This is a genomic window from Pantoea sp. Ft-CA_14, from assembly GCF_024520875.1.
GTDB lineage: Bacteria > Pseudomonadota > Gammaproteobacteria > Enterobacterales > Enterobacteriaceae > Pantoea > Pantoea agglomerans.
This window is the reverse complement of sequence record NZ_JALNPM010000002.1, coordinates 22,155-44,409: the sequence shown is the minus strand read 5'-3', so window position 1 is coordinate 44,409 and position 22,255 is coordinate 22,155. Positions and strand designations below refer to the sequence as shown.

The 22,255-nt window shown below is 53.3% G+C and carries 21 protein-coding genes; 16 read left to right on the top strand and 5 right to left on the bottom strand.

Features of this window, described 5'->3' with window-relative positions; translation table 11 throughout:
• Positions 1-4: 4 nt before the first annotated feature.
• Genes NR195_RS03390 through NR195_RS03375 form a run of 4 tightly spaced genes read left to right on the top strand, consistent with a single transcriptional unit; the run spans position 5 to position 4,231 of the window.
• Positions 5-1,507: a sugar ABC transporter ATP-binding protein gene (locus tag NR195_RS03390; protein WP_187510800.1), complete on the top strand. Its 1,503-nt coding sequence runs from the start codon at positions 5-7 to the stop codon at positions 1,505-1,507.
• 32 nt (positions 1,508-1,539) lie between these two features.
• Positions 1,540-2,511 carry an ABC transporter permease gene (locus NR195_RS03385; protein WP_010244946.1) on the top strand — a complete coding sequence of 324 codons (972 nt, stop codon included), beginning with the start codon at positions 1,540-1,542 and terminating at the stop codon, positions 2,509-2,511.
• Positions 2,511-3,368, top strand: coding sequence for a MurR/RpiR family transcriptional regulator (locus tag NR195_RS03380; RefSeq protein WP_010244943.1), 858 nt, complete (start codon positions 2,511-2,513; stop codon positions 3,366-3,368). Before NR195_RS03385 ends, NR195_RS03380 begins: the two co-directional genes overlap by 1 nt.
• Positions 3,369-3,370: 2 nt before the next feature.
• Positions 3,371-4,231, top strand: coding sequence for a PfkB family carbohydrate kinase (locus tag NR195_RS03375; RefSeq protein WP_256844118.1), 861 nt, complete (start codon positions 3,371-3,373; stop codon positions 4,229-4,231).
• A gap of 41 nt (positions 4,232-4,272) precedes the next feature.
• Here the strand turns inward: NR195_RS03375 and NR195_RS03370 are convergent, their stop codons facing one another.
• Complete coding sequence (locus NR195_RS03370) at positions 4,273-5,304, bottom strand: NADP-dependent oxidoreductase (RefSeq protein ID WP_010244937.1); 1,032 nt, start codon at positions 5,302-5,304, stop codon at positions 4,273-4,275.
• 433 nt (positions 5,305-5,737) lie between these two features.
• Here NR195_RS03370 and NR195_RS03365 point away from each other — a divergent pair, with 433 nt between their 5' ends.
• The 3 genes from NR195_RS03365 to NR195_RS03355 all read left to right on the top strand — a co-directional run bounded on the left by NR195_RS03365 (position 5,738) and on the right by NR195_RS03355 (position 7,060).
• Positions 5,738-5,881 (top strand): hypothetical protein, encoded by a 144-nt coding sequence (locus NR195_RS03365; RefSeq protein ID WP_022625658.1) that lies wholly within the window; start codon positions 5,738-5,740, stop codon positions 5,879-5,881.
• A 141-nt stretch (positions 5,882-6,022) separates the two neighbouring features.
• On the top strand, positions 6,023-6,421 hold the full coding sequence (locus NR195_RS03360) for a VOC family protein (RefSeq protein WP_256844117.1): 399 nt from the start codon (positions 6,023-6,025) through the stop codon (positions 6,419-6,421).
• Between the two features lie 120 nt (positions 6,422-6,541).
• Positions 6,542-7,060, top strand: a complete 519-nt coding sequence (locus NR195_RS03355) for a hypothetical protein (RefSeq protein ID WP_010244933.1) — start codon at positions 6,542-6,544, stop codon at positions 7,058-7,060.
• On the opposite strand, the gene NR195_RS03350 is transcribed toward NR195_RS03355, so the two are convergent.
• Positions 7,053-7,802: a DeoR/GlpR family DNA-binding transcription regulator gene (locus NR195_RS03350; RefSeq protein ID WP_256844275.1), complete on the bottom strand. Its 750-nt coding sequence runs from the start codon at positions 7,800-7,802 to the stop codon at positions 7,053-7,055. The two genes, NR195_RS03355 and NR195_RS03350, sit on opposite strands and share 8 nt — an antisense overlap.
• A gap of 82 nt (positions 7,803-7,884) precedes the next feature.
• Here NR195_RS03350 and NR195_RS03345 point away from each other — a divergent pair, with 82 nt between their 5' ends.
• A complete protein-coding gene (locus NR195_RS03345) occupies positions 7,885-8,469 on the top strand; it encodes an NUDIX domain-containing protein (protein ID WP_010244931.1) in 585 nt (194 codons plus the stop codon).
• A 43-nt stretch (positions 8,470-8,512) separates the two neighbouring features.
• Here the strand turns inward: NR195_RS03345 and NR195_RS03340 are convergent, their stop codons facing one another.
• On the bottom strand, positions 8,513-9,613 hold the full coding sequence (locus NR195_RS03340; protein WP_010670145.1) for an NADH:flavin oxidoreductase/NADH oxidase: 1,101 nt from the start codon (positions 9,611-9,613) through the stop codon (positions 8,513-8,515).
• 264 nt (positions 9,614-9,877) lie between these two features.
• A complete protein-coding gene (locus NR195_RS03335; RefSeq protein ID WP_089414182.1) occupies positions 9,878-10,627 on the bottom strand; it encodes a glucose 1-dehydrogenase in 750 nt (249 codons plus the stop codon).
• Positions 10,628-10,779: 152 nt separating this feature from the next.
• Here NR195_RS03335 and NR195_RS03330 point away from each other — a divergent pair, with 152 nt between their 5' ends.
• Positions 10,780-11,703, top strand: coding sequence for a LysR family transcriptional regulator (locus NR195_RS03330; protein WP_256844116.1), 924 nt, complete (start codon positions 10,780-10,782; stop codon positions 11,701-11,703).
• Positions 11,704-11,717: 14 nt separating this feature from the next.
• Here the strand turns inward: NR195_RS03330 and uraH are convergent, their stop codons facing one another.
• On the bottom strand, positions 11,718-12,140 hold the full coding sequence (gene uraH, locus NR195_RS03325) for a hydroxyisourate hydrolase (protein ID WP_010244915.1): 423 nt from the start codon (positions 12,138-12,140) through the stop codon (positions 11,718-11,720).
• A 747-nt stretch (positions 12,141-12,887) separates the two neighbouring features.
• Between uraH and NR195_RS03320 the strand changes: the two genes are divergently transcribed.
• From NR195_RS03320 to NR195_RS03290, 7 genes are all read left to right on the top strand, one after another.
• Positions 12,888-13,907: an alpha/beta hydrolase gene (locus tag NR195_RS03320; RefSeq protein ID WP_010244912.1), complete on the top strand. Its 1,020-nt coding sequence runs from the start codon at positions 12,888-12,890 to the stop codon at positions 13,905-13,907.
• Positions 13,908-15,647: 1,740 nt separating this feature from the next.
• Positions 15,648-16,166, top strand: coding sequence for a LuxR family transcriptional regulator (locus NR195_RS03315; RefSeq protein WP_233273056.1), 519 nt, complete (start codon positions 15,648-15,650; stop codon positions 16,164-16,166).
• 20 nt (positions 16,167-16,186) lie between these two features.
• Positions 16,187-16,732, top strand: coding sequence for a fimbrial protein (locus NR195_RS03310; protein WP_033767254.1), 546 nt, complete (start codon positions 16,187-16,189; stop codon positions 16,730-16,732).
• 57 nt (positions 16,733-16,789) lie between these two features.
• Entirely contained in the window at positions 16,790-17,536 is a 747-nt protein-coding gene (locus NR195_RS03305; RefSeq protein ID WP_163639361.1) for a fimbria/pilus periplasmic chaperone, read from the top strand.
• Positions 17,508-20,069, top strand: a complete 2,562-nt coding sequence (locus NR195_RS03300) for a fimbrial outer membrane usher protein (protein WP_256844115.1) — start codon at positions 17,508-17,510, stop codon at positions 20,067-20,069. The genes NR195_RS03305 and NR195_RS03300 overlap by 29 nt, the downstream gene beginning before the upstream one ends.
• The gene (stbD, locus tag NR195_RS03295) at positions 20,047-21,399 is read left to right on the top strand and encodes a fimbrial usher protein StbD (protein WP_050498533.1); all 1,353 of its coding nucleotides are present in this window, start codon (positions 20,047-20,049) and stop codon (positions 21,397-21,399) included. Before NR195_RS03300 ends, stbD begins: the two co-directional genes overlap by 23 nt.
• Entirely contained in the window at positions 21,365-22,081 is a 717-nt protein-coding gene (locus NR195_RS03290) for a fimbrial assembly chaperone (RefSeq protein WP_172608564.1), read from the top strand. The genes stbD and NR195_RS03290 overlap by 35 nt, the downstream gene beginning before the upstream one ends.
• Positions 22,082-22,255: the final 174 nt, after the last annotated feature.

Here is a 22,255-nt window from a genome sequence, read left to right as displayed (position 1 = left end):
GGGTATGGAACAGTTTCGCCTAATGATGCGTGGCATCAGCAAAAGTTACGGTAACGCCGCCGCGCTGCAGGAGGTCGATTTCTCAGTGCGGCCCGGCGAGGTGCACGCGCTGATTGGGGAAAATGGCGCGGGTAAGTCGACGCTGCTGAATATCCTCTCCGGCGTTCGCGGCGCGGACAGCGGAGAGATCAGCGTCAATGGAAACCGGGTGCAGATCCGCAGTCCGCTCAGCGCCCGTCAGGCCGGGATCGCAATGATCCACCAGGAGTTACAGCATGTGCCTGAGCTTTCCGTGGCGCAGAACATGTTTCTGGGTCGCCCGCTGACCCGCGCCGGAGGCTGGTGGGTGGATAAAAAGGCCCAGCTGGCGCGGGCTACCCTGATTCTGAAGACGCTGGATCCCACTATCGATCCCGATACGCCGATCAGGAACCTCAAGGTATCGCAGCAGCAGATCGTTGAGATTGCCCGGGCGCTGCTGGATGACGCCAAAATCATCGCCATGGATGAGCCGACCTCCAGCCTGACGCCACGCGAATTTGACCGGCTGGCAGAGCTGATTGGCGATCTGAAGTCGACCGGCGTCTCGCTGATCTATGTTTCGCACAAGATGAATGAGATTTTCCGGGTGTGCGACCGCGCCACCATTATGCGTGACGGAAAGCAGGTTGGGGTGGTCAATATCAATGATGAGGATGAGGAGAGCATCGTCGCCAAAATGGTCGGACGGAAGATCGACAAGCTTGACCATCAGGCCTTTGTCACCGATCGCGAAGTGCTGCGGGTAGAGGATCTGACGCGTGGCAATGAGGTGGTGGCGGCAAACTTCAGCGTTCGTGCGGGCGAAGTGCTGGGCATTGCCGGACTGGTTGGCGCGGGGCGCACCGAACTGCTGAAGCTGATTGCCGGTATCGACAGGCGCACCCGTGGCACGGTGAGCGTCAACGGTGCCGCGGTGAAGAACCACAACGTGCGTGCGGCGATCAAGGCGGGCATTGGCCTGGTACCAGAAGACCGCAAAAAAGAGGGCATTATCAAAGAGCGGGCGGTGAAGATGAATATGGCGCTGCCGTCGATGCACCGCTTCACGTCGGCGGGGCTGATGAACCAGGCCCGGCTGGACCGCGAGGCGCTGAGGGTCATGGGCGACCTGAAACTGCGCCCGCTCGACATTGAGAAAACCATCGGCACGCTGAGCGGCGGCAATCAGCAAAAAGTGATCATCGGCCGCTGGGTTGCGGCGGATGCCAATGTGTTTCTGTTTGATGAACCGACGCGCGGTATCGATATTGGTGCCAAGTCTGAAATCTATCACCTGATTGAAAAACTGGCCCAGGCGGGCAAAGCCATTGTGGTGGTGTCGTCAGAAATGACCGAGATCATGCGCATCTCCGATCGGGTGTTGGTGATGCGCGAGGGCCGGATAACCAAAGAGTTAACCGGCAGCGCGATCACCGAAGAGAACATTGCCCGTTATGCCATCAAAGATATCGACCAGACCGCCTGACCGCTTACCTGACACTATTTAAGGTTATAACTATGACAACTCAGACATCTACCGGGCCGGGTACCCGACCTGCGCTGCGGCTTAAATTTAATCTGCGTGATGCCGGTACCTTAATTGGCTTACTGATTATCGTGGTGACATTTTCGTTTCTGTCGCCGGTCTTTTTCACCCTGCCTAATCTGCTGAATATTCTGCAGCAGTCCTCAATCAACGCCCTGATTGCACTGGGCATGACGCTGGTGATTATCTCCGGCGGGATTGACCTCTCGGTCGGCCCCACGGCGGCGCTCTCTGCGGTGCTGGGTGCAACCCTGATGGCATCGGGCGTGCCGGTGCCGCTGGCGATCCTCGCGACGCTGGGTGTGGGCGCGATGTGCGGGCTGTTCAGCGGCACACTGATCGCCTATGCCGGGCTGCAGCCGTTTATTGTGACGCTGGGCGGCCTGTCGCTGTTCCGGGCCATTGCGCTGATCTACACCGGCGGCAATCCCATCTTCGGTATTCCGCTGGAATTTCGCAGCCTGATTAACAGTACGCTTTTCGGTATCCCGACGCCGATTGTGATTGTGGCAGTGATTGCGCTGCTGCTGTGGACGGTGATGAATAAGACCCCGCTGGGGGAATATATTCTGGCGATTGGCGGCAATGAAGAGGCGGCGCGGGTCGCGGGTGTGCCGGTTAAGCGCACCAAGGTCACGGTCTATATCTTCTCCGGCTTACTGGCCTCACTGGCCTCGCTGATTCTGATTGGTCGTCTGGGGGCTGCCGAACCGACCATCGGCAACCTGTGGGAACTGGATGCGATTGCGGCGGCGGCCATTGGCGGTGCGTCGTTAATGGGCGGCAAGGGCAGTATCTTCGGAACGCTGATCGGCGTGGTTATCCTCGGTGCGTTACGTAATGGCTTGACCTTACTGAACATTCAGGCCTTTTACCAATTGCTCGCTACCGGCCTTATTATTATCATAGCGATGTTGATTGACCGGGCGACCCGAGGCAAGTAATGAAGCAAGATCCGCGAGCCATTGGCGCTCAGATTCGTATGCGTTTGCCCCAGCTGACGCCGTTAGAACGTCGGGTAGCTGAGGCGATAATTGCCCGAACCGACATTACCGAGCAATCCTCATTAAAGGAGATTGCGCGGGAGAATAATGTCTCTGAAGCGATGATCGTTAAGATTACCAAAAAACTTAACTTCACCGGCTTCAGGCATTTCAGAAGTGGCCTGATCTATTACAACCAGTCTGAAGTGGCAGGGCTGCATGCGGAAATTGAGCCGGATGATTCGTCGGAGCAGTTGCTGGCCAAAGTTTTCAGGACCTCTATCCAGGCGATTGAAGAGACCTTATCGATTCTGGATGTTTCTGAATTCAATCGTGCGGCGGACATTATCTTTAAAGCGCGTCATATCGATCTTTACGCCGTGGGCGGCTCTGCCGCCGTGGCGCGGGACCTGTCACACAAGATGCTGAAGATTGGCATTAAGTCGACAGCCTATGACGACGCCCACATCATGCTGATGTCAGCCGCCGTGTTATCTGATGACGATGTGGTTATCGCCATCAGCCATTCGGGTGCTACGCGTGCGGTGAACGATCCGGTCAGACTGGCGGGGAGGAATGGCGCGAAAGTTATCGCCATTACCAACTACGCCGAATCCCCGATCGCGAAGAGTGCGCATGTGGTCCTCAATTCAACCTCTCAGGGATCGCATCTGCTGGGTGAAAACGCCGCGTCACGCATCGCCCAGCTCAATATTCTGGATGCGCTGTTTGTCGCTATCGCCAAGAAAGATCTGAAGCGGGCGGAGAAGAACCTGATGAAAACCCAGCATGCGGTTCAGGATCTGCGGGAATTCTAGCTATGAGCAAAATTGCAGTCACCGGCAGTCTTCACTACGACATTATGCTGGATGCACACCATCGCCCGGAAAAAGGCGAAACGGTGATGGGCAGCGCCTGTCACTATAAGTTTGGTGGCAAGGGGGGGAATCAGGCCGTCGCAGCGGCACGCGCGGGTGCCGCTGTGCGCTTCGCCGGTTCAGTGGGGTGCGATCAGCAGGGGCAATTCCTGCTGGATCATCTGCAGCAGGCCGGGGTCGATTGCACCGCCGTCAGCATCATTGATGCGCTTCCCTCCGGGATGAGCGTGGCGATTACCGATGCCGAAGGAGATTACGGTGCTGTGGTGGTCTCCAATGCTAATCAGCAGATCCCGTTGGAGACCTTTGAGCAGCCCGGCTTCTGGCAGGCGGTGTCGCTGCTGGTGCTGCAAAATGAAGTCCCGGAAGCGGTGAACCTCTGTGCGGCCCAGGCGGCACAGCAGCGGGGGATTACGGTCTGCGTCAACGCCGCGCCCGCCCGGCCGTTGTCAGCCGCGTTTGAAAACTGTATCGATCTGCTGGTGGTGAACGCCATTGAAGCGCGCGATATGTGCGGGATTAGCGTGCAGGATCTGACGTCGGCGCGCTCAGCGGCAGAATCGCTGGCCAGCCGGTTTGCCAGAGTGGTGGTTACCGCTGGTGAACATGGTGTGGCTTACAGCGAGGCGGGAGAGACGCATACACTGGCGGCGCAGAAGGTGACACTGGTGAGCACCCACGGTGCCGGGGATTGTTTTGTCGGCGTGTTGTGTCAGCGCCTGAGTAGCGGGGTGACGCTGGCAGAAGCGGTGAGTGCGGCAAATCGTGCAGCTGCCGAACACGTTTCCCGGCAGCCGCACTGATTAATGGCGTGCCACGTCAGTGACGCGGCACGCTAACGTCATCAGGCGCCGACGTTCACCACGGTTTTACCAAAGTTTTTGCCATTCAGCATATCGATAAACGCCTGTGGCGCGTTCTCTAATCCTTCAATCATGTGCTCGCGATAGTGGATTTTTTTGTTCTCCACCAGCGGACGCATCGCCTCCAGGAACTCAGGGTAACGGTCACCATAATCCTGGAAGATGATAAAGCCCTGCATACGGATACGGCGTTTCAGAATGCCCGCCATGATCAGAGAGGTTCTGTCCGGGCCTTGCGGCAGCTCACGCTGGCTGTAAGCCGAGACCAGACCACAGACCGGCACGCGCGCAGCGGTGTTCAGCAGCGGGAATACGGCATCAAACACTTTGCCGCCGACGTTTTCGAAGTAGATATCGATGCCATCCGGGCAGGCGTTTTTCAGCTGCTCTTCAAAGTCGGCGCTGTGGTGATCGAGGCAGGCATCAAAGCCCAGCGTATCGACCGCGTAACGGCATTTCTCTTCACCGCCCGCCACACCAACGACACGGCAGCCTTTCTGTTTACCCAGCTGGCCGACCGTTGCGCCCACCGGACCGGTTGCGGCGGCAACGACCAGGGTTTCACCCGCTTTCGGCTGACCAATATCCATCAGACCCATATAGGCGGTAAAGCCTGGCATACCGAGAATACCCAGCGCCCATGAGGGATGAGGCAGATCGTTGCCCAGCTTCGCAATCTCTTTGCCATCGGAGACGGCATATTCCTGCCAGCCGCTCTGCGCCAGCACCCAGTCACCGGTCTTAAAGTCACTGTTTTTCGATTCGGCGACCTGACAGACGGTGCCGCCCACCATCGGCTGATCCAGCTCTGCCGGCGCGGCGTAGGATTTACCCTCGTCCATCCGCCCACGCATGTAGGGGTCAAGCGAGAGATAGATGGTTTTCAGCAGTACTTCACCCTCTTTGATTTCCGGGACGGGCTGCGCCACATGGCGGAAATTCTCTTTGGTCGGCTCACCGTGTGGGCGTGAAGCCAGTAACCAGGCATGGTTCTGGGTTGCTTGTTCAGTCATATTGTCATCCTTTTATAGCCGGGCAATGCTCAGGGCATCACCATATGAATACCGGGAAAGTGTAGATGACCACGGCGGGAATGCGTTTAGCGCTGTGAGCGGTAAGCTGATTTACCGATAACAGGGCATAGGGTGCTAACCACGGGGACACAGCGGATGCAGGACCATTCGCGTCATGGGTTCAGGCTGATGGCTGTTCACATCCGCTTGCAAAAAACGGGCAGGCGGGTCATCAGCAGTGCGGCATGCCACGCATCCAGGTCAGAGGGAGGCGACTATCATTACGCTTCACCACAAGACTTACAGGGCCAGGGCATATTTTGCGATTGCCGAAACAGAGAAGCTAAAACGCTTCTAGACCGGGTTTTACAGCATCCGCCCCGTGATGTAATGTATGAAGTGAATACCGCCATAGGCGAAGGAGGAAGAGGTTATGTACTCAAAACACGATATTTCAACCCTGAAAAAAATGACAGTTGCAGAGCGTAAAGCGGAAGCAATGCGTCAGCTCAAAGAATCTTTTGATCTTGCGGAGCGCTCAGGCACAGTGCGTTCACGCGAAGCAAAGGCTGGTTGACTGTCAGCTTCCTCCAAAACCCGCTAAGGCGGGTTTTTTTATGCCTTCAATTTATGGGCATGGGAAGTTGCTGCGCATCCGGCGTCACGGGAAGCTCTGAAGATTGTGATAAATATCAGTGAACTCTACAGGGAGAGAACCATGATTATCCAGCATCTGCGTATTGCCCGACCGGTGACAGACCTGACGCAAAGCAGTCAGAACTATTGCCACGGGCTGGGGTTGCAAGAAATCGGTGAGTTTACTGATCATCAGGGGTTCAGTGGCGTGATGCTGGGCGTTGAAGGGGTGGGCTGGCATCTCGAATTCACGCTCTGTCACACGCATCCCGTCCGGCCATCGCCGACAGATGAGGACCTGCTGGTGCTCTACATTCCGCAACGGCCTGACTGGCTGGCCCGATGTGCCTGTATGGATGAGGCAGGATTTATGCGGGTTCCTGCATTTAATCCCTATTGGGACCAACGGGGCGTGACATTTATCGACAGGGATGGTTATCGTGTTGTTATCCAGCATGCAGCCTGTCAATCCGCAAACTGACCTGTACCGGAGCTCACCCTGAACATTCTTTGCTTTCACACCGCGGCCAGTAATATCGCGATATTTGATGATGCCGCCCGCGCACTGGCGCGTGACAATCCACCGCTGAATCATCTGGTGATGCCTGCGCTGCTGGCAGAAGCGGAACGCAGCGGCGGGATGACGACTGCGTTACGCCGCCGTATTGCCCAAATGATTGAAACGCTGCTGCCGCAGTTTGATGCGGTACTGATCACCTGCTCGACGCTGGGCCCAGTTGCCGGTGATTTCAGCGCGCAGGATCGGGTCATGCGCACCGACGAAATGCTAGCGGAGGCACTGCAGCGTCAGGCAGGGCGCAAGGTTGCGCTCTGTGCGGCAGAATCAACGCTGGCGGCGACGCGGGCACTTTTCTGCCAGCCCGGCAGCCAGGTGGAGGTCGTGCTGGTGGAGGGAGCATGGGCGGCGTTTAAAGCGGGGGAGACAACACGCTATTTTGCACTGATTGCAGCAGCAGCAGAGCAGGCTTATCAGCAGGGAGCCGTTACGGTGGCCCTGGCGCAAAGCTCAATGATGCCAGTAGCACAGCAGTTTCCTGACACACAGCGACCATTGACCGGTCCGCATCTTGCGCTGCAGGCCTGCTACGAACTCAAATGACCGTCACACCCTGCTGGCTCAGTGCCTGTCGCAGCGCCTCATCCGGCAGCGTTTCCACGACCAGCGTGCTGGCCAGCGACAGGTCTCCTATGGCAAACGCCGAGGCGGAGTTCAGCTTTTCCGCTGACGCCAGCACCACGGTTTCCGCTGCACGTCCTGCCAGCGCACGCTTGACCGTCGCCTCTTCGAAATTACCGGTGGTCAGGCCCGCCGCCGGATGCACGCCGGTGACGCCCATAAAAAAGAGATCGGCATTGATGCGGTTGATCGACTCCAGCATCGCTGCGCCCACCGTCACCACTGAATGTTTATAGAGCTGCCCGCCAATCAGTATGATCTCCACGAGTGGATGATCGGCTAACGCCAGCGCCACGCTGGGACTGTGCGTGACCGCGGTAAAGCTCAGCGTGGCGGGTAACAGTCGCACCAGTTCCGCGCTGGTGGTCCCGCCATCAATCAGTACGATCTGTCCCGGCTGGATCAGCGAAACGGCTTTTTGCGCAATAACCTGTTTGGAAGCAGTCTGCACGCTTTTGCGTGTTTCAAAGGTGGCCAGCGCAGCGGAAACCGGCAGCGCGCCGCCATGTACCCGCTGCAACAATCCTTCAGCCGCCAGTTCACGCAGGTCGCGGCGGATAGAGTCTTCGGAGAGGCCAAAGCGCTGGCTGAGATCGCGCGACTGCACCTGTTTTTCCTGGGCGAGCAGGGCGAGAATCGTCTGTTTTCGCTGGCTGGATAGCATGACTGGCCTTTGCATGTTTTTTCTTGAAGTTGCACGATTGTGCATGATAGCGTGATGGCTGTCTACTATCCTGGAGAGCATCATGCAGCAGAACCATCCCCGCGTGCGCATCATCAATGAGCAGTTGCTGTCAGACAACTGGTATACCCTGAAGAAATATACGTTCTCGCTGCTGCGCCGTGACGGTCGCTGGCAGGAGCAGAGCCGTGAAGCCTATGACCGCGGTAATGGCGCAGTGATCCTGCTCTACAACCGTGACAAACGTACGGTGGTACTGACCCGTCAGTTTCGCTTTCCGATTTTCCTGAACGGACATGATGGCTTTCTGATTGAAGCGGCCGCCGGTTTGCTGGATAACGCCTCGCCGGAAGCGCGTATTGTTGCCGAAGCCGAAGAGGAAACCGGTTTTCGTGTCAGCCATGTGCAGAAGGTGTTTGAAGCCTTTATGAGCCCCGGTTCGGTTACTGAAAAACTCTACTTTTTTATTGCCGAGTATGGCGATCAGCAGCGTAGCGGTGAAGGCGGCGGAATAGCGGAAGAGGGTGAGGATATTGAGGTGCTTGAGCTCGGTTTTGACCAGGCGTTAAAGGCGATTGACCAGGGTGAGATTGTGGATGCCAAGACCATCATGCTGCTGCAGCATCTGCGGCTGAAAGGCATTTTATAAGAGAACGGGCAGACCGCCGTTAATGCGGTCTGCCCGTTAAAGCTTACTGATCCTGCGTCAGGATGCCTTTTACATCGTGCGGTTCAGAACGCAGATACTGTGGCGGAACCTGGACTTTACCATCCAGCGCAGCGGCTGCGTGCCACGGCCAGCGCGGATCGTAGAGAATACCGCGCGCCAGCGCCACCAGATCAGCTTCACCCTGTTGCAGCAGATCTTCTGCCTGCTGCGGCTCAGTGATTAAGCCGACCGCAATCACCGGAATCGACACCTGCTCACGAATATCGCGGGCGAACGGCACCTGATAGTTGGGTCCGACGCTGATTTTCTGATCTTCCGACAAACCACCACTTGAGACATGAATATAGGCACTGTTCAGCGCTTCCAGCTCACGCGAGAAGGCGATTGACTGATTGATCTCCCAGCCGCCTTCGACCCAGTCAGTGGCGGAAATGCGCACGCCTACCGGCACGGAAGCGGGTACGGCATCGCGAACGGCTTTGAAGACCTCCAGTGGGAAGCGCATACGGTTTTCCAGCGAGCCGCCATATTCATCACTGCGCTGATTCGACAGCGGCGACAGGAACTGATGCAGCAGGTAGCCGTGTGCGGCATGCACTTCGATGAGCTGAATTCCCAGACGCACCGCACGCAGGGCGCTGTCGACAAAGGCCTGTTTTACCCTCGCCAGATCGTCAGTGTGCATGGCAACCGGTTTCACTTCATCCGCGCTGTAGCTCAGTGCGGACGGAGCCACGGTTTGCCAGCCGCCGGCTTCAGGCGCAATCTGCTTACCGCCTTCCCAGGGTACGGCACACGACGCTTTGCGTCCCGCATGGCCCAGCTGAATACCAACCGGAATAGAGGAGTAGCGGCGGACATCTTCCAGAACCGTTTTCAGCGCAGCTTCATTATCATCATTCCACAAACCGAGATCGCCTGGGGAGATGCGACCAATATCCTCTACGGCGGTGGCTTCAATGATCATCAGACCTGCGCCGGAAAAGGCCAGCTGGCCAAGATGGATACGGTGCCAGGCGGTCGCATTGCCCGCCTCAGCGGAGTACTGGCACATCGGCGCAATCACAATGCGGTTATCCAGCGTAAGTTCGCCCAGCGAGACAGTGGAAAAAAGTTGGCTCATGTTATCTCCATGGTTTTTATGACTGACGTGACAGGCAATAACTATAGCGGGGGATTTGCCAGGCGGGTGTTTCTTCAACGTGACATTTTATGACGGCGTGCCGGATTCAGGTTACAGATCAACGCAGCCTGCTGCCTTTGACAGGGGTTATTACGTTAACGGTTCAGCCAGGCGCAGCTTTGCTGCTCACGCCCGGCGAACCGGGATTTTGCGTAGCGGATAATGACAATCACCCGGGTCTGATATTCAGCTACAGGGTCACTCTCAGACCTGTGCCATTCCGCCATCAACGAACAGTTCTGCCGCATTGATAAAGCTGGCGGCATCCGAGGCGAGAAACGCAACGGTGCGGGCAACCTCCTGCGGTTCACCCAGGCGACCAAGCGGTATCTGTGCTGCCAGCGCATCAAACAAGCCCTGACGCTGATCTTCACTGACCAGATCACCCAGCCCAGGCGTACGGACAGGGCCGGGGCTCACGACATTGACCCGGATTCCGCGATCTTTCAGATCCAGCGCCCACGAACGGGCAAAATTGCGCACTGCCGCTTTACTGGCGCTGTAGACGCTAAAAGCCGCAGTACCCTGCGCTCCGGCAGTCGATCCGGTCAGAATTACCGATGCGCCATCAACCAGCAGAGGCAGGGCTTTCTGTACGGTAAACAGCATGCCGCGTACGTTAGTGCCAAAGATACGGTCAAAATGCTCTTCAGTAATCGCCCCCAGCGGCAGCATGTCGCCGCCCCCGGCGTTGGCAAAGAGAATATCGAGGCGTCCCGCCTGTGCTGCAATTCGCGAGTAAACCTCATCGAGATCGTGCAGTTGTGAGGCGTCTGCGCGGATGCCGCTGACGGTTCCGCCGATTTCAGCGACGGCGGCATCCAGCTCCGCCTGACGACGGCCGGTTATAAAAACCTGTGCGCCCTGTGCCGCCAGCTCCCGGGCGGTAGCCAGGCCAATTCCGCTCGTTCCGCCTGTAACCAGTGCAATTTTTCCTGCGAGTGATGCGTTCATAAGTTCTTCTCCGGATAGTCTCTTAGACAGTTTGGGTTATTCCCGGTCAGCGGGGCTGCCGGACTGATTGCTACTGTAAGAGAGGAGGATTGGCGGATAAATCCGCTAAAATGAAAATGACTATCCACACGGGTGGATAATAGGGAGATAGAATGGATCAGCTGCTGGCGATAAAAGCCTTTTCACGGGTGGTGGAAAGCGGCAGTTTTACCCGGGCGGCGGACTCGCTGAATATGCCGAAGGCGACGCTGAGTAAGCTGGTTCAGGAGCTGGAGGCGCATCTTTCCGTCAGGCTACTGCAGCGCACCACCCGACGCGTGACCGTCACCGCAGAAGGGCGTGAATACTATGAGAAAGCGCTGCGCATCCTGCACGATCTCGAAGATATTGATGCCTGTTTCAATTCACTGCACAGTAAGCCGCGTGGGCAGTTACGCATTGATGTCGGCGGATCTACCGCCAGGGACGTTCTGATTCCGCTGCTGCCCGATTTCTTTGCCCGCTATCCTGATATTACGCTGGATCTGGGCGTATCCGATCGCCCGGTCAATCTTATCAGTGACAACGTTGATTGTGTGATCCGCGGCGGTCCGCTGGTCGATTCCTCACTGATTGCCCGCCTGATAGGGCACGCTACGCTCATTACCTGCGCGACACCCGCCTACCTTAAAGCGTTTGGCGTGCCCGCCTATCCTGATGAACTGCGCAACGGACACCGGCTGGTGAGTTATCTCTCGCCGCAAACCGGCAAGCCATTTCCGCTTCGGTTCGAACGTCAGGGAGAGAAAATTGAGATCACCAGTGCGCATCGCATAGGCGTCAATGAAAGCAACGCGCATCTGGCCGCGGGACTGGCAGGGCTTGGGATCATTCAGACATTTAATTATTCGCTGTCGTCGATTCTGCGGCAGGGAGAAATGGTTGAGATCCTGCACGACTGGCGTCCGGCGGGTTATGCGTTTCATCTGGTTTATCCGCAAAACCGGCACGTAACGCAACGGCTACGGGTATTTATCGACTGGCTGGTGGAGTGCTTTCCGGCGCGGGTAGCGGGAGAGGGGAAATCCGGCACCTGAGTGCCGGATCGGGATCAGTTGCCGCGATAGGTAGAGTAACCAAACGGGCTCAGCAGCAACGGGATATGGTAGTGCTCACCGCTGGCTTCCATATTGAACTCAACCGGGATCTCCGGGAAGAAGGTTTTCTGGTTGTTCTTTTTATAGAAGTCACCGGTTTTAAACACCACGCGGTAGCTGCCTGCGCTGGCTGTTTTGTCCTGCGGGAACAGGGCGCTGATGCGACCATTGTTATCGGTGACGCCTGACGCCAGTTTCACCCAGTTATCCTGCTGCTTCTGATCCAGTTCAACTTCGATGCCTGCCGTTGGCTGGCCAGTTTGCAGGTTAAGAACGTGCACGCTCAGTGGGTTTTTAGCGGTAGCAGGCTGAGCAGCGATAGCGGATGCGCCAGAGGTCATCAGTAATGTTGCGATCAAGGCATATGAAGTTTTCATCAATGTTTCCTTTATTGATTGTCTGAAGTCGGGTGACAGTGCAGAGAGAGTAATGCGCCTGAGGGCAAAGAGATATTTAGCCGCAGGAAATGTGAAATTTCTGAGAAAGAAGGAAAATGTCTTTAGTTACATCATACAAAGTTTCTGCTTAATCATAGTCCAGCACCTGTGCAGTCATAGCTAATCAGGGAACAGAGGCACCAGATGAAATCCTCTCTGAATTCAGCAATAAAACAAAGCCTGGCCCCTGGCGGGCAACGTAGCGATAGCAATCCTCTGATCTATCCACAGAATCGTCTCGTCAGTTATCAACTACCGGACATGTATCGACTCGTGGGCGGGCTGCTTTCCGTCGCGAATGACGTGAGAATGTGAATCCGGCACGTCTGGTCAGCGAGCCGGATACGTACAAAGGTCTGACCGAGACAGGGTGTATAACCGAACGGACTCAGCAGCGGCAGCGGCAGCGGGATAGGGTAGCGAGCACCGTTGGCGTCCATGCTGAACTTAACCAGAAAAAAACTCTATGCTTTTAACTTTTTTCAGGTGCTCAGGCGCAGTGCTTAATTGCTGAAAATCGATACAGATAGCGGCAAAGTAGTCTGTTAATGACGAAAATAGTCAGAGAGGGTAAAAGCTTGAGATAAATAGTGTGCTATTTAGTAGTTTACAATCCAGGTTCGCCGTGTCATTGTCCTGCCAACCAGATAGCACACTACTTAATAGCAAGTTAATTGGAACCCTGTGATGAAAATGAAACTGATCGCCAGTGCATTATTGTTAGCCAGCCAGATGAGTACCGCGTTTGCTGCACCCACTGAAAACAGTCCGCAACCGACCGCAGGCGTGGCCGCTTTCCTGAAGGCGCTCAACAGCGGGAGTGGTAAACCGATTGAGCAACTCTCCGTCAAAGATGCCCGAGCGGTGTTGACGGGGGCGCAGAAGGGCGCAGAACTGCCGCCGGCACAGATTTCACAGAAGATCATTACCGTACAGGGCAAGCCTCTGACGCTGACCATCGTTAAGCCCGAGCACGCCAGCAGCACCTTGCCGGTGTTTATGTTCTTCCACGGCGGTGGCTGGGTGCTGGGTGATTTTCCGACCCATGAGCGACTGGTACGTGACATGGTGAATGCATCCGGCGCTGCTGCGGTATTTGTCAATTATCAACCATCGCCAGAAGCCCATTTCCCGGTGGCAATTACTCAGGCTTATGAAGCCACTAAATGGGTCGCCGAACATGGCGCTGAAATTGGCGTTGACGGAAAACGTCTGGCGCTGGTTGGTAATAGCGTTGGCGGTAACATGGTGGCGGCGGTTGCCTTGCAGGCGAAGCAGTTTAAAACGCCGGCCATCCGTTATGATGTAATGCTGTGGCCGGTTACCGATGCGCGTTTCGACACCGCGTCGTATGATCAATTTGCTGACGGACATTTCCTGACGAAGAACATGATGAAGTGGTTCTGGGATAACTATACCGTTTCGGAAAAAGATCGTAATAACATCCTGGCATCACCGTTGCGTGCCACCACTGAACAGCTGAAGGGGCTGCCGCCAACATTGATTCAGACTGCAGAGCTGGATGTGTTACGTGATGAAGGTGAAGCGTTCGGTCGTAAGCTGGATGCAGCAGGCGTGCCGGTTACCGTGACGCGTTACAATGGCATGATTCATGATTACGGTTTGCTGAACGCGTTAAGTCAGGAACCCACGGTCAGAACAGCCATTAATCAGGCGGGTGAAGAGTTGCGTTCGCATCTCAAATAACTGACCGGTCATGAAACCAACCCCGGACCGAATCGTCGTTCGGGGTTCTTATCGGGCAGTAAGTTTGAAGGAATCAATTCTAAGACGCAGGGCAGTGCGATTGCCGGAACACCAGGAAAGAACGGAGCAGTATCCAGCCGATAAGTGCGCTGTTAATATCTAATTTAACATAATATACATTATGCGCATATTGATTCTGATCGGGAGCGTGATGCTCTATTGTATGGTCTGCTCACCATTTTGGGCTGATCCTGACTGTTTTCCTCTGTACAGCAAAATCTGTCAGAAACGATCACAACGTCTGCCTGACCTTGTTACTGTCGCTTACTCTGTTCCGAAACTGAAATAATGTGATGCTACGTTATTCAGCATGGCTTTCCCTGCGGGACATCTTCTTCAGCGACTCTACACGCTATCCTCTCATCAACAAACCTGATATCGGAGATTTGCAGCCGGACGATGCAATGACGACTTCGCCCTTTGCGGCTGGCTGGATGCACTGCTGCGCATTCTGACCGTTTCTCTGCTCAGGTGCTTTGCACAACTTAAGCAGTGACGTCGCTACGTGAAAATTAGCGCATTCATCAGGGCTGTCGGCCACAAAAATGCTGTAGAGGCGTCTATGTGCATCACCGCTTTATGTTCATCCTCGTTGTCTGCCTTGCGTACCATTAAATTGTCGTAAACGCGTCCACGTGTAACTACGCTTTCTTCACTCCGTTCCTTGCCAGGTTAATCCTGTAATGATCAAGAAAGCCTGAGTCAGCTTTCTGCTGGCTGTCTGGTCAGCCGGACTCATACCGGCTATTCGCATTGCGATTGCAAGGCAGTCACCGCAGCGCAGTGATGCTTTTGCCCTGAGCATTGAAAATAAGAGTCAGTGACATCCGGTCGTTTTCAGCACTATCAGCGACACGCAAAATGAGGTGTAACGTCCCTGCTCTGTCCTGTCATCCAATAACTATCTCGTATAATCTGACAAAAAAGCAGAACGTAAATTTCGCACAGCAAGAATGATTCTTCGTATACAAAATCTGAATGATAACGCCCGGGAAAGAAATAAATATAGATCTCTTTTCTTTTAATGACACTGACCAAAATAGTGATGTTTCCATGCACTAAATAACTGATTTAGATCAATATTTATAGTAAGTGCGTCAATTAACATCTTTGTTACCAGGAGTATTCTTAATAAAATGGGATGTGAACTATAAATATCGTCGCTAATTTTTTTATAAAAGCCATTTAAAATGCAGATCGTTTCAATGAAGTAAGGGAGAAAGCAATAATAGAGTCAGTAAAAAGTCATTTATCAATGCCATCTTAGTGGCCGCTATATACAAAATTGATCACTGAACAAAATTCGCTCACATTTAGCATTGAGTGCGGAATTTTTATTGATCAAAGTAGCGTTATTTGCGAAATATTCCTAACGGACGTAAAAAAATCCTGGTCTCTCAGCACTGCTGAGGGCGTCGTCGCCCTTTTTGTCCCGAATTTTCAACAAATATTACTCCCGCCCGTGGAGGTGACCCCTTAAGAAAAATCCGAATGAAGAAAATAGCGGATAATTTTCATCGCCTTGAAACGCGGAGATTTTTATCGATAAAATAATCACAACTCTCGCAACAACGCCAAAATATTATGATAAAGATAACCAGAGAGGAAATTCGCTGCGCCAGTTGTAAATATGGCTGTGATCTCACCCATCGCGCTTCAGACATTTATAACAGATGTCCGTTGCAAAAAATTACCACCTGGCCTGGAGGGAATCATTTTTTCTCTTCATCCATACTCAGCATGGTCGCTGGAAAATATGAGAGCCTCTTTTGCAGAGGATGTGTATTCGTTGACTTCTCCAGGGAAAATGTCAGGTATTTTACCAATAGCAACTGGATTGAGTATTTGAAACATACGGGATTAATGCTGATTATCGTCAGTGATCGCCATATGGAGCCGCTTGCGGCGTACTGGCAAAAAGAGGACCTGCGTATACAAACTGTGATTTATGCCGATTTTTCCCTGGAGGAGATAAACAGACAAATCCAGGGCTGTTATTTCGGTTTAAAAGGCGAGGTCAGGAAAAAAGTCAATGCACTTAAACAGGATGAAGTTCGGTTCCTTGATCTGGCGATGAACGGACTGTCACTGCCGATTATTGCCAGAGAAATGGGGATTGAAGTCAAGCGTGTTTATAACATCAAAGATGCCATTCGCCGGAAAATGGGCATCAGCCTCAATCAGTTATTTTCCGCATAATTATGATAAAGGAGTATTAAATGAACACCAAATTCAGAACGCTTAATCTTGCTGTGTTAATCAGTGCCGGGCTGGTGTCAGCCAGCGTGTTTGCAGCTTCAGATAACACCATCAACTTTCAGGGAGAAGTGACCACTGAAACCTGTTCTGTTTCCGTAAATGGCAACAATGCGTCCCCTGTCGTGCTGCTGCCAACGGTCAGTACTACGGACCTTGCTGCCTCTGGTGCAACTGCGGGTGATACCACCTTCACCGTGGGCGTTAGCGGCTGCGCCGGGGACAGTACCTCGGCCACCAAAATCTCGACGGTGTTTGTGGGGAATAACGTTAGCGCTGCCGGTAATTTATCTAACACCGGAACCGCAAAAAATGTTGAGGTACAAATCCTCGATCCGAAAGATGCGGTGGTTAATCTGACCAGTGGTTATACCGGCAGCGGTGATCTGACACTTCAGACCGGTGAAACTTCTGGCTCTGCCACCTACTCTGCCCGTTATTACGCATCCGGCACGCCAACGGCGGGTACCGTTACCGCATCACTGCAATATGCCGTGACTTACCAGTAATATTTTTCGTGCGTATCTGGATAGCCAGATACGCACACCACGCTTGAGATATCCGACATGTATTCGCGCATTATGCTGTTCCCATTAAAAATGGTAATACTGATTTTTTTGATGACGTTTATTTCGGATAACGTCCAGGCAAGCGTCACTATTCTTGGCAGCCGAATTATTTATCCGGGTAATGCTCTCTCCGTCGATGTTCAGTTAAAGAACAACGATAATATTCCTTATGTCATTCAGGCCTGGCTTGATAATGGCAATATGGATTCGCAACCTGGCGATAAGAGTGACGTGCCTTTTATTATCACGCCACCGCTGTTTCGGATCCAGCCTCTGACCGGCCAGGTTTTAAGAATCCGATTCATACCTAATATCTCATTACCACAGGATCGCGAGACGATTTACTGGTTCAACTCCCTGCAGATCCCCCCTGGTAATATTCAGGCGGAATCAGGCCGTAACAGTATTGTTTTAATGTTACGTAACCGCATGAAACTCTTTTACCGTCCTAAAGCGATTGGTCAGCCGGTTAATGTTTTCGACGGTGTAAAAGTAACGATGCAAAAAGAGGGGGTTGAAATCAACAACACTCAACCCTGGTATCTCTCACTTACAGAAGTTGCAATAAAAACAGCAGGCAAAAAAACAGCCTGCGAAGCCGAAATGATTGCGCCCTTTGCCAAAAAAATAGTCAGGTGTAAACCGGCAACGCACTCTTTATCAGCTAATAGCGTGATTTCTCTTTCAGCAATGAATGACCAGGGAGCTAAAGTCAGTGAAGACTATCCGATTGCAGGCAGGTAATATCCGCATCTTTTTTTTGCCTCTCTGTGCATCATTTACTTTTTCAACGTATGGACACGCTGATGAGTACTATTTCGATCCTTCGCTGTTTAAAGGTTCCGCCTTTGGCCAGAATATTGATCAGTTTAACCATCAGACTATCGCCCCCGGCAACTATTATGTCGATATCTATGTTAACAATAAGCTGGTTAAAAGCGGCGTCACCCTGAACTTTCTGTCAGCAGAGAAAGGTCAGCCGATAGAACCTTGTCTCCCGCTGACGGTGGCTGAATCATTAAGCCTTAAGTCACTGAATAAATCCTCAACCAGCGAGGGCTGTCAGCCCTTGCGTCACTGGTCATCAGCGGCCCGCTGGCAATTTGATCAGGCTTCACTGCGGCTGCAGTTCACCATTCCGGATGCGGAGTTAATTCATCTGCCCAGGGGAAATATTCCCGTCGCCGAATGGGATAAAGGGATCTCCGCCCTTTTCATCCGGCATAACACCAATTATAGCTGGACGGAAAATAGCGCTTCCGGTTACAGATACCAGTATCTCTGGAGTGGCATCACGGCGGGCACTAATATTGATAACTGGCAGCTGCGCCATCAGGGCAATCTGCGGTTTATCGACAATAACGTTACCGGCAGCGATGTTCGCTACACAACGGTCAGAACCTGGCTTCAGCGCCCCATTGAACCGCTGAACAGTCTGCTGACACTGGGCGACAGCTATACAGAAAGTTCGCAGTTTGGCAGCCTTTCTTATAATGGCATTAAGCTCACTACCGATGAAAGGATGCGTCCGCAAAGCCGGCGTGGTTATGCGCCCGAAATTCGCGGTGTGGCCTCCTCCAGTGCCCGGGTTATCGTCAGGCAACTGAATCGCGTTATTTATGAGACCAGCGTGGCGCCTGGTCCCTTCGTGATCAACGATTTGTACAATACCCGTAGCCAGGGCGATCTCGATGTTGAGATTATTGAAGCCAATGGCAAAACGTCCTCGTTTACCGTTCCTTATGCCTCTGTGCCTGATTCGGTCAGGCCGGGAAACTGGCATTACTCGGTTGCACTGGGTCGGGTACGGCAATTCTACTCAGTTAATAACACCTTCTTTGAAGGGCTGTTGCAGCGCGGTATCAGTAACCGACTGACCGCTACGGCAGGATCGCGGCTGGCTCAGGACTATCAGGCCTGGCTGCTTGGCGGTGTCTGGACTTCGGCAGCGGGCGCAGTGGGATTAAACACCACCTTTTCTGATGCAAAGGTCGCACAGAACAGAAATGCCTCGGGATGGCGCGCCGAGCTGAGCTACAGCAAAACCTTTGCTACCGGCACCAACCTGGTCCTGGCCGCCTATCGTTACTCAACCAGCGGTTATCGCGACCTGCTGGATGTGCTGGGCGTTCGGCGCCAGCAGGACAATGGCATCAGTTACTATTCAGATACGCTGCATCAGCGTAATAATTTTTCTGTGACCCTGAGTCAGTCAATGGCCGATTATGGCTTAATCAGCCTGAGCGGCAGCACGGCGGATTACTATAATAACCGGTCACGTATTACTCAGCTTCAGTTAGGTTACAGCAACAGCTGGAATAACATCAGTTACAGTCTCAACGTTGCCCGTCAGCGTACTACCTGGAATTATGATCGTTTCGGGCTGAACCTGGACGATGGTGATAACGCATACCGCGAGAAATATACCGAAAATACCGTTTCACTGAATGTCTCGGTTCCGCTGAACTGGGGCAATCACACTACCTCTGTGGCCTATAACTACAACCAGTCTAAAGAAACGCGCAATTCGACGCTCTCACTGACCGGTTCATCTGGCGAGAACAATCAGCGATCCTGGTCCCTGTATGGCGGAACCGAAAATACGCAAAGTAACAGCGGCCACAGTGTCTCGTTCGGCGGAAATATTCAGCAGAATACGCGCGCAGGCGCGGTCAGAGCGAATTATGGTCAGGGGGATAATTATCGCCAGGCTGGATTAGGGCTTTCTGGTACGTTGCTGATTCATCGCGGCGGCGTCACCGCCGGACCTTATACCAGCGACACTTTTGCGCTTATCCATGCGGATGGTGCCCAGGGCGCCAGCGTACGCAATGGTCAGGGTGCCGTCATTGATCATTTTGGTTACGCTATCCTGCCGTCGCTGACGCCATATCAGGCCAACACCGTCAGCCTTGATACACGCTATATGAATGCTGATGCCGAATTAAGCGGCGGAAGCCAGCGCGTTGTGCCCTATGCCGGTTCCGTTACCCGAATTAATTTTGCCACGCTGCAGGGTAAGGCCGTCTTAATCGCGCTCAAAAATGAAGATCATGAAATCCCGCCAATGGGCACCGAGGTCCGTGATGCTGATAATACCGTGATAGGTATTGTGGGCCAGGGTGGGCAATTATATGCACGTGTACCGCATGACTCTGGAACCTTAAAGGTAAACTGGGAATATAAGGGCAATAAAACATGTTTTGTTAATTATCAAATAACCGGTCGCGTGAATGAGAATATTGTTCGCCTGGATGCTGTCTGCCATAAGGGTTAATCGTGTGAGAATCGAAAAATATTTCCTGTATATCTTATTATTGCTGTTCAATGTGCCCGCCTGGGCTAATTGCAGCGTTGTTACCGCCACATCCTCGTTGTCTCAAAGCGCGATTGCAGCTGGTTATACCGCCGCCTACTGGACCGGCGCTTGCGACACCTGCTCAGGGAATGTGGGCCTGCCATCTGTGATCAGCATCAATAGCGGAAAGACCTTCCAGCCCTCTGGCACACTGCTGGCCAGCTCGGTAGGCAGCTTTCTGTCATCGGCCAGCAATGTTTCCTACTCAGCTAACCAGATTCTTTACCGCTGCGCCGTGGCAGATGCAGACAGTTTGTATGAGATGTATGCCACCAATGGTGACAGCCCCTATGCCGGTCAATATATTACCTCTGAAGTGGACGGCGCCTATTATGATGTCGCTGCAAATGTTGCCGTCAGGCTAACTAACCTGACAACCGGCGAATATTACAGTCGCTACTGGAAAGCCCGACAGCTGACAGCCAGTGACTGGTATTCTGATGGCACCTATATTTATATTCCGGCCAGTGCTTTCAGCAATGTGCTGTATGAAATGTTTAAAATAGACTCTACGCGCTATTACGCCAGCAACAGCAATCGCTATGTGGACAACTGGACACAACCTCGCGGATATATTGCTTTTAAAGGACCCGGGCTGGATACCAATAATCTGAAAGTGGGCCAGGATAGTCTCTCTTACTGGTATGGTTTTTACCGTAACTGGCCCGCTGCATGGAGCACCTTCTCAAATGTCACCTATGTGCGTGGCGCGCTATGCGAAGTCCAGGATTATCCTTCGGTGGTGCTGCTGCCTACCGTAAGCGTGAATACCCTTGCCGCGGGCGGGAAAAGTCAGGCTCCTTTTACTATCACTATCCAGTGCGAGTCCGGTGCCATCTCCGGCACCAGTACATCGACGATCACGTCAGCAAATGTCGCTATGGGCTTTCTCGTTAACCAGTCAAATGCGGTAACGCAGGCAAGAAATCTGGGGCTGACTACAGCTGGCGGCGGGTTAACCTGGCTGCTGGATACCCACTATGGTAGCAGCGCTGCCGCCTCCGGCGTCGGTATAAAAATTTATGACAGTCATAATATGGCGCTCAATTTACTGCCTGACAGAACAGTGACGGGCACGGGCAACAGCCGTGGCTGGTATGCCTATAAAGATTTAACGTCGCAAATCTCCTCAGGAGGCGCTGATATTTACAGTGGTGATTTCACCGCCTCTCTTGAAGCGCTCAGCGGGCAAACTATTACAGCAGGAACAGTCAATGCGCAGTTACAGGTTGTGGTCAGTTTTCAGTAACGTCGTTGTGTTATCTGGCGTCCTGCTCTCATTCAGCGTCTGGGCGGTGGTCAATGTGGATAAAACCCGGATCGTTTTCAATCAATCGGATCTGAGCCAGTCTGTTAACGTCGTCAACAGCGGCGGAAACGAAACGTATTTGCAAATCTGGACAGATGACGGTGACCTGACTCTCTCACCCGACGCCAGCATCACGCCCGTCATAGTCATACCGCCGGTGGTAAAAATGTATCCGGGAGAAATGCGATCGTTGCGTCTGGTACTCACTTCACGTCAGGCGCTGCCCGCGGACAAAGAGAGCCTCTACTGGTTAAATATTTATCAGATCCCTGCGCTGAAAAAAGAGCTTAACGCGGCTGAACGTAAAGTGGTGTTACCGCTGCGAATCCGGCTAAAAATCTTTATACGGCCTGAGGGACTAAACGCCCCGCTGACCACCGATCCGGAAAAGCTCCGTTTCGCGGTAAAGGGAAATAAAATCGCCATAACCAACCCTACTCCCTGGTTCATGAGCATGAATGTCTATTCTGAAGGTCAGCAATCAATAAAAAATCTCACTCTTGCCCCACAATCTGATGCTTACATTGACAGTCACACTCCGCCGAAACCCGGTGAGTCAGTGAGTTATGCGGTGATCAATGACCAGGGGATTCCGGTTAACTACACGACAACCTTGAAGTAACCGGACGGGAGTGCCCTCTGCCGACAGGCAGAGTGCACATAAAACCGACCTTTTGCGGCAGTCCAAGGCGTCGCTACATGAATTCTGCGCATCTGATGGGGCTGGCAGTACGCAGAATTTACCTACGCATGGCGTTTTGAGAGGCTCAAGAGGCAGTTCCGCAAGACAATCCAT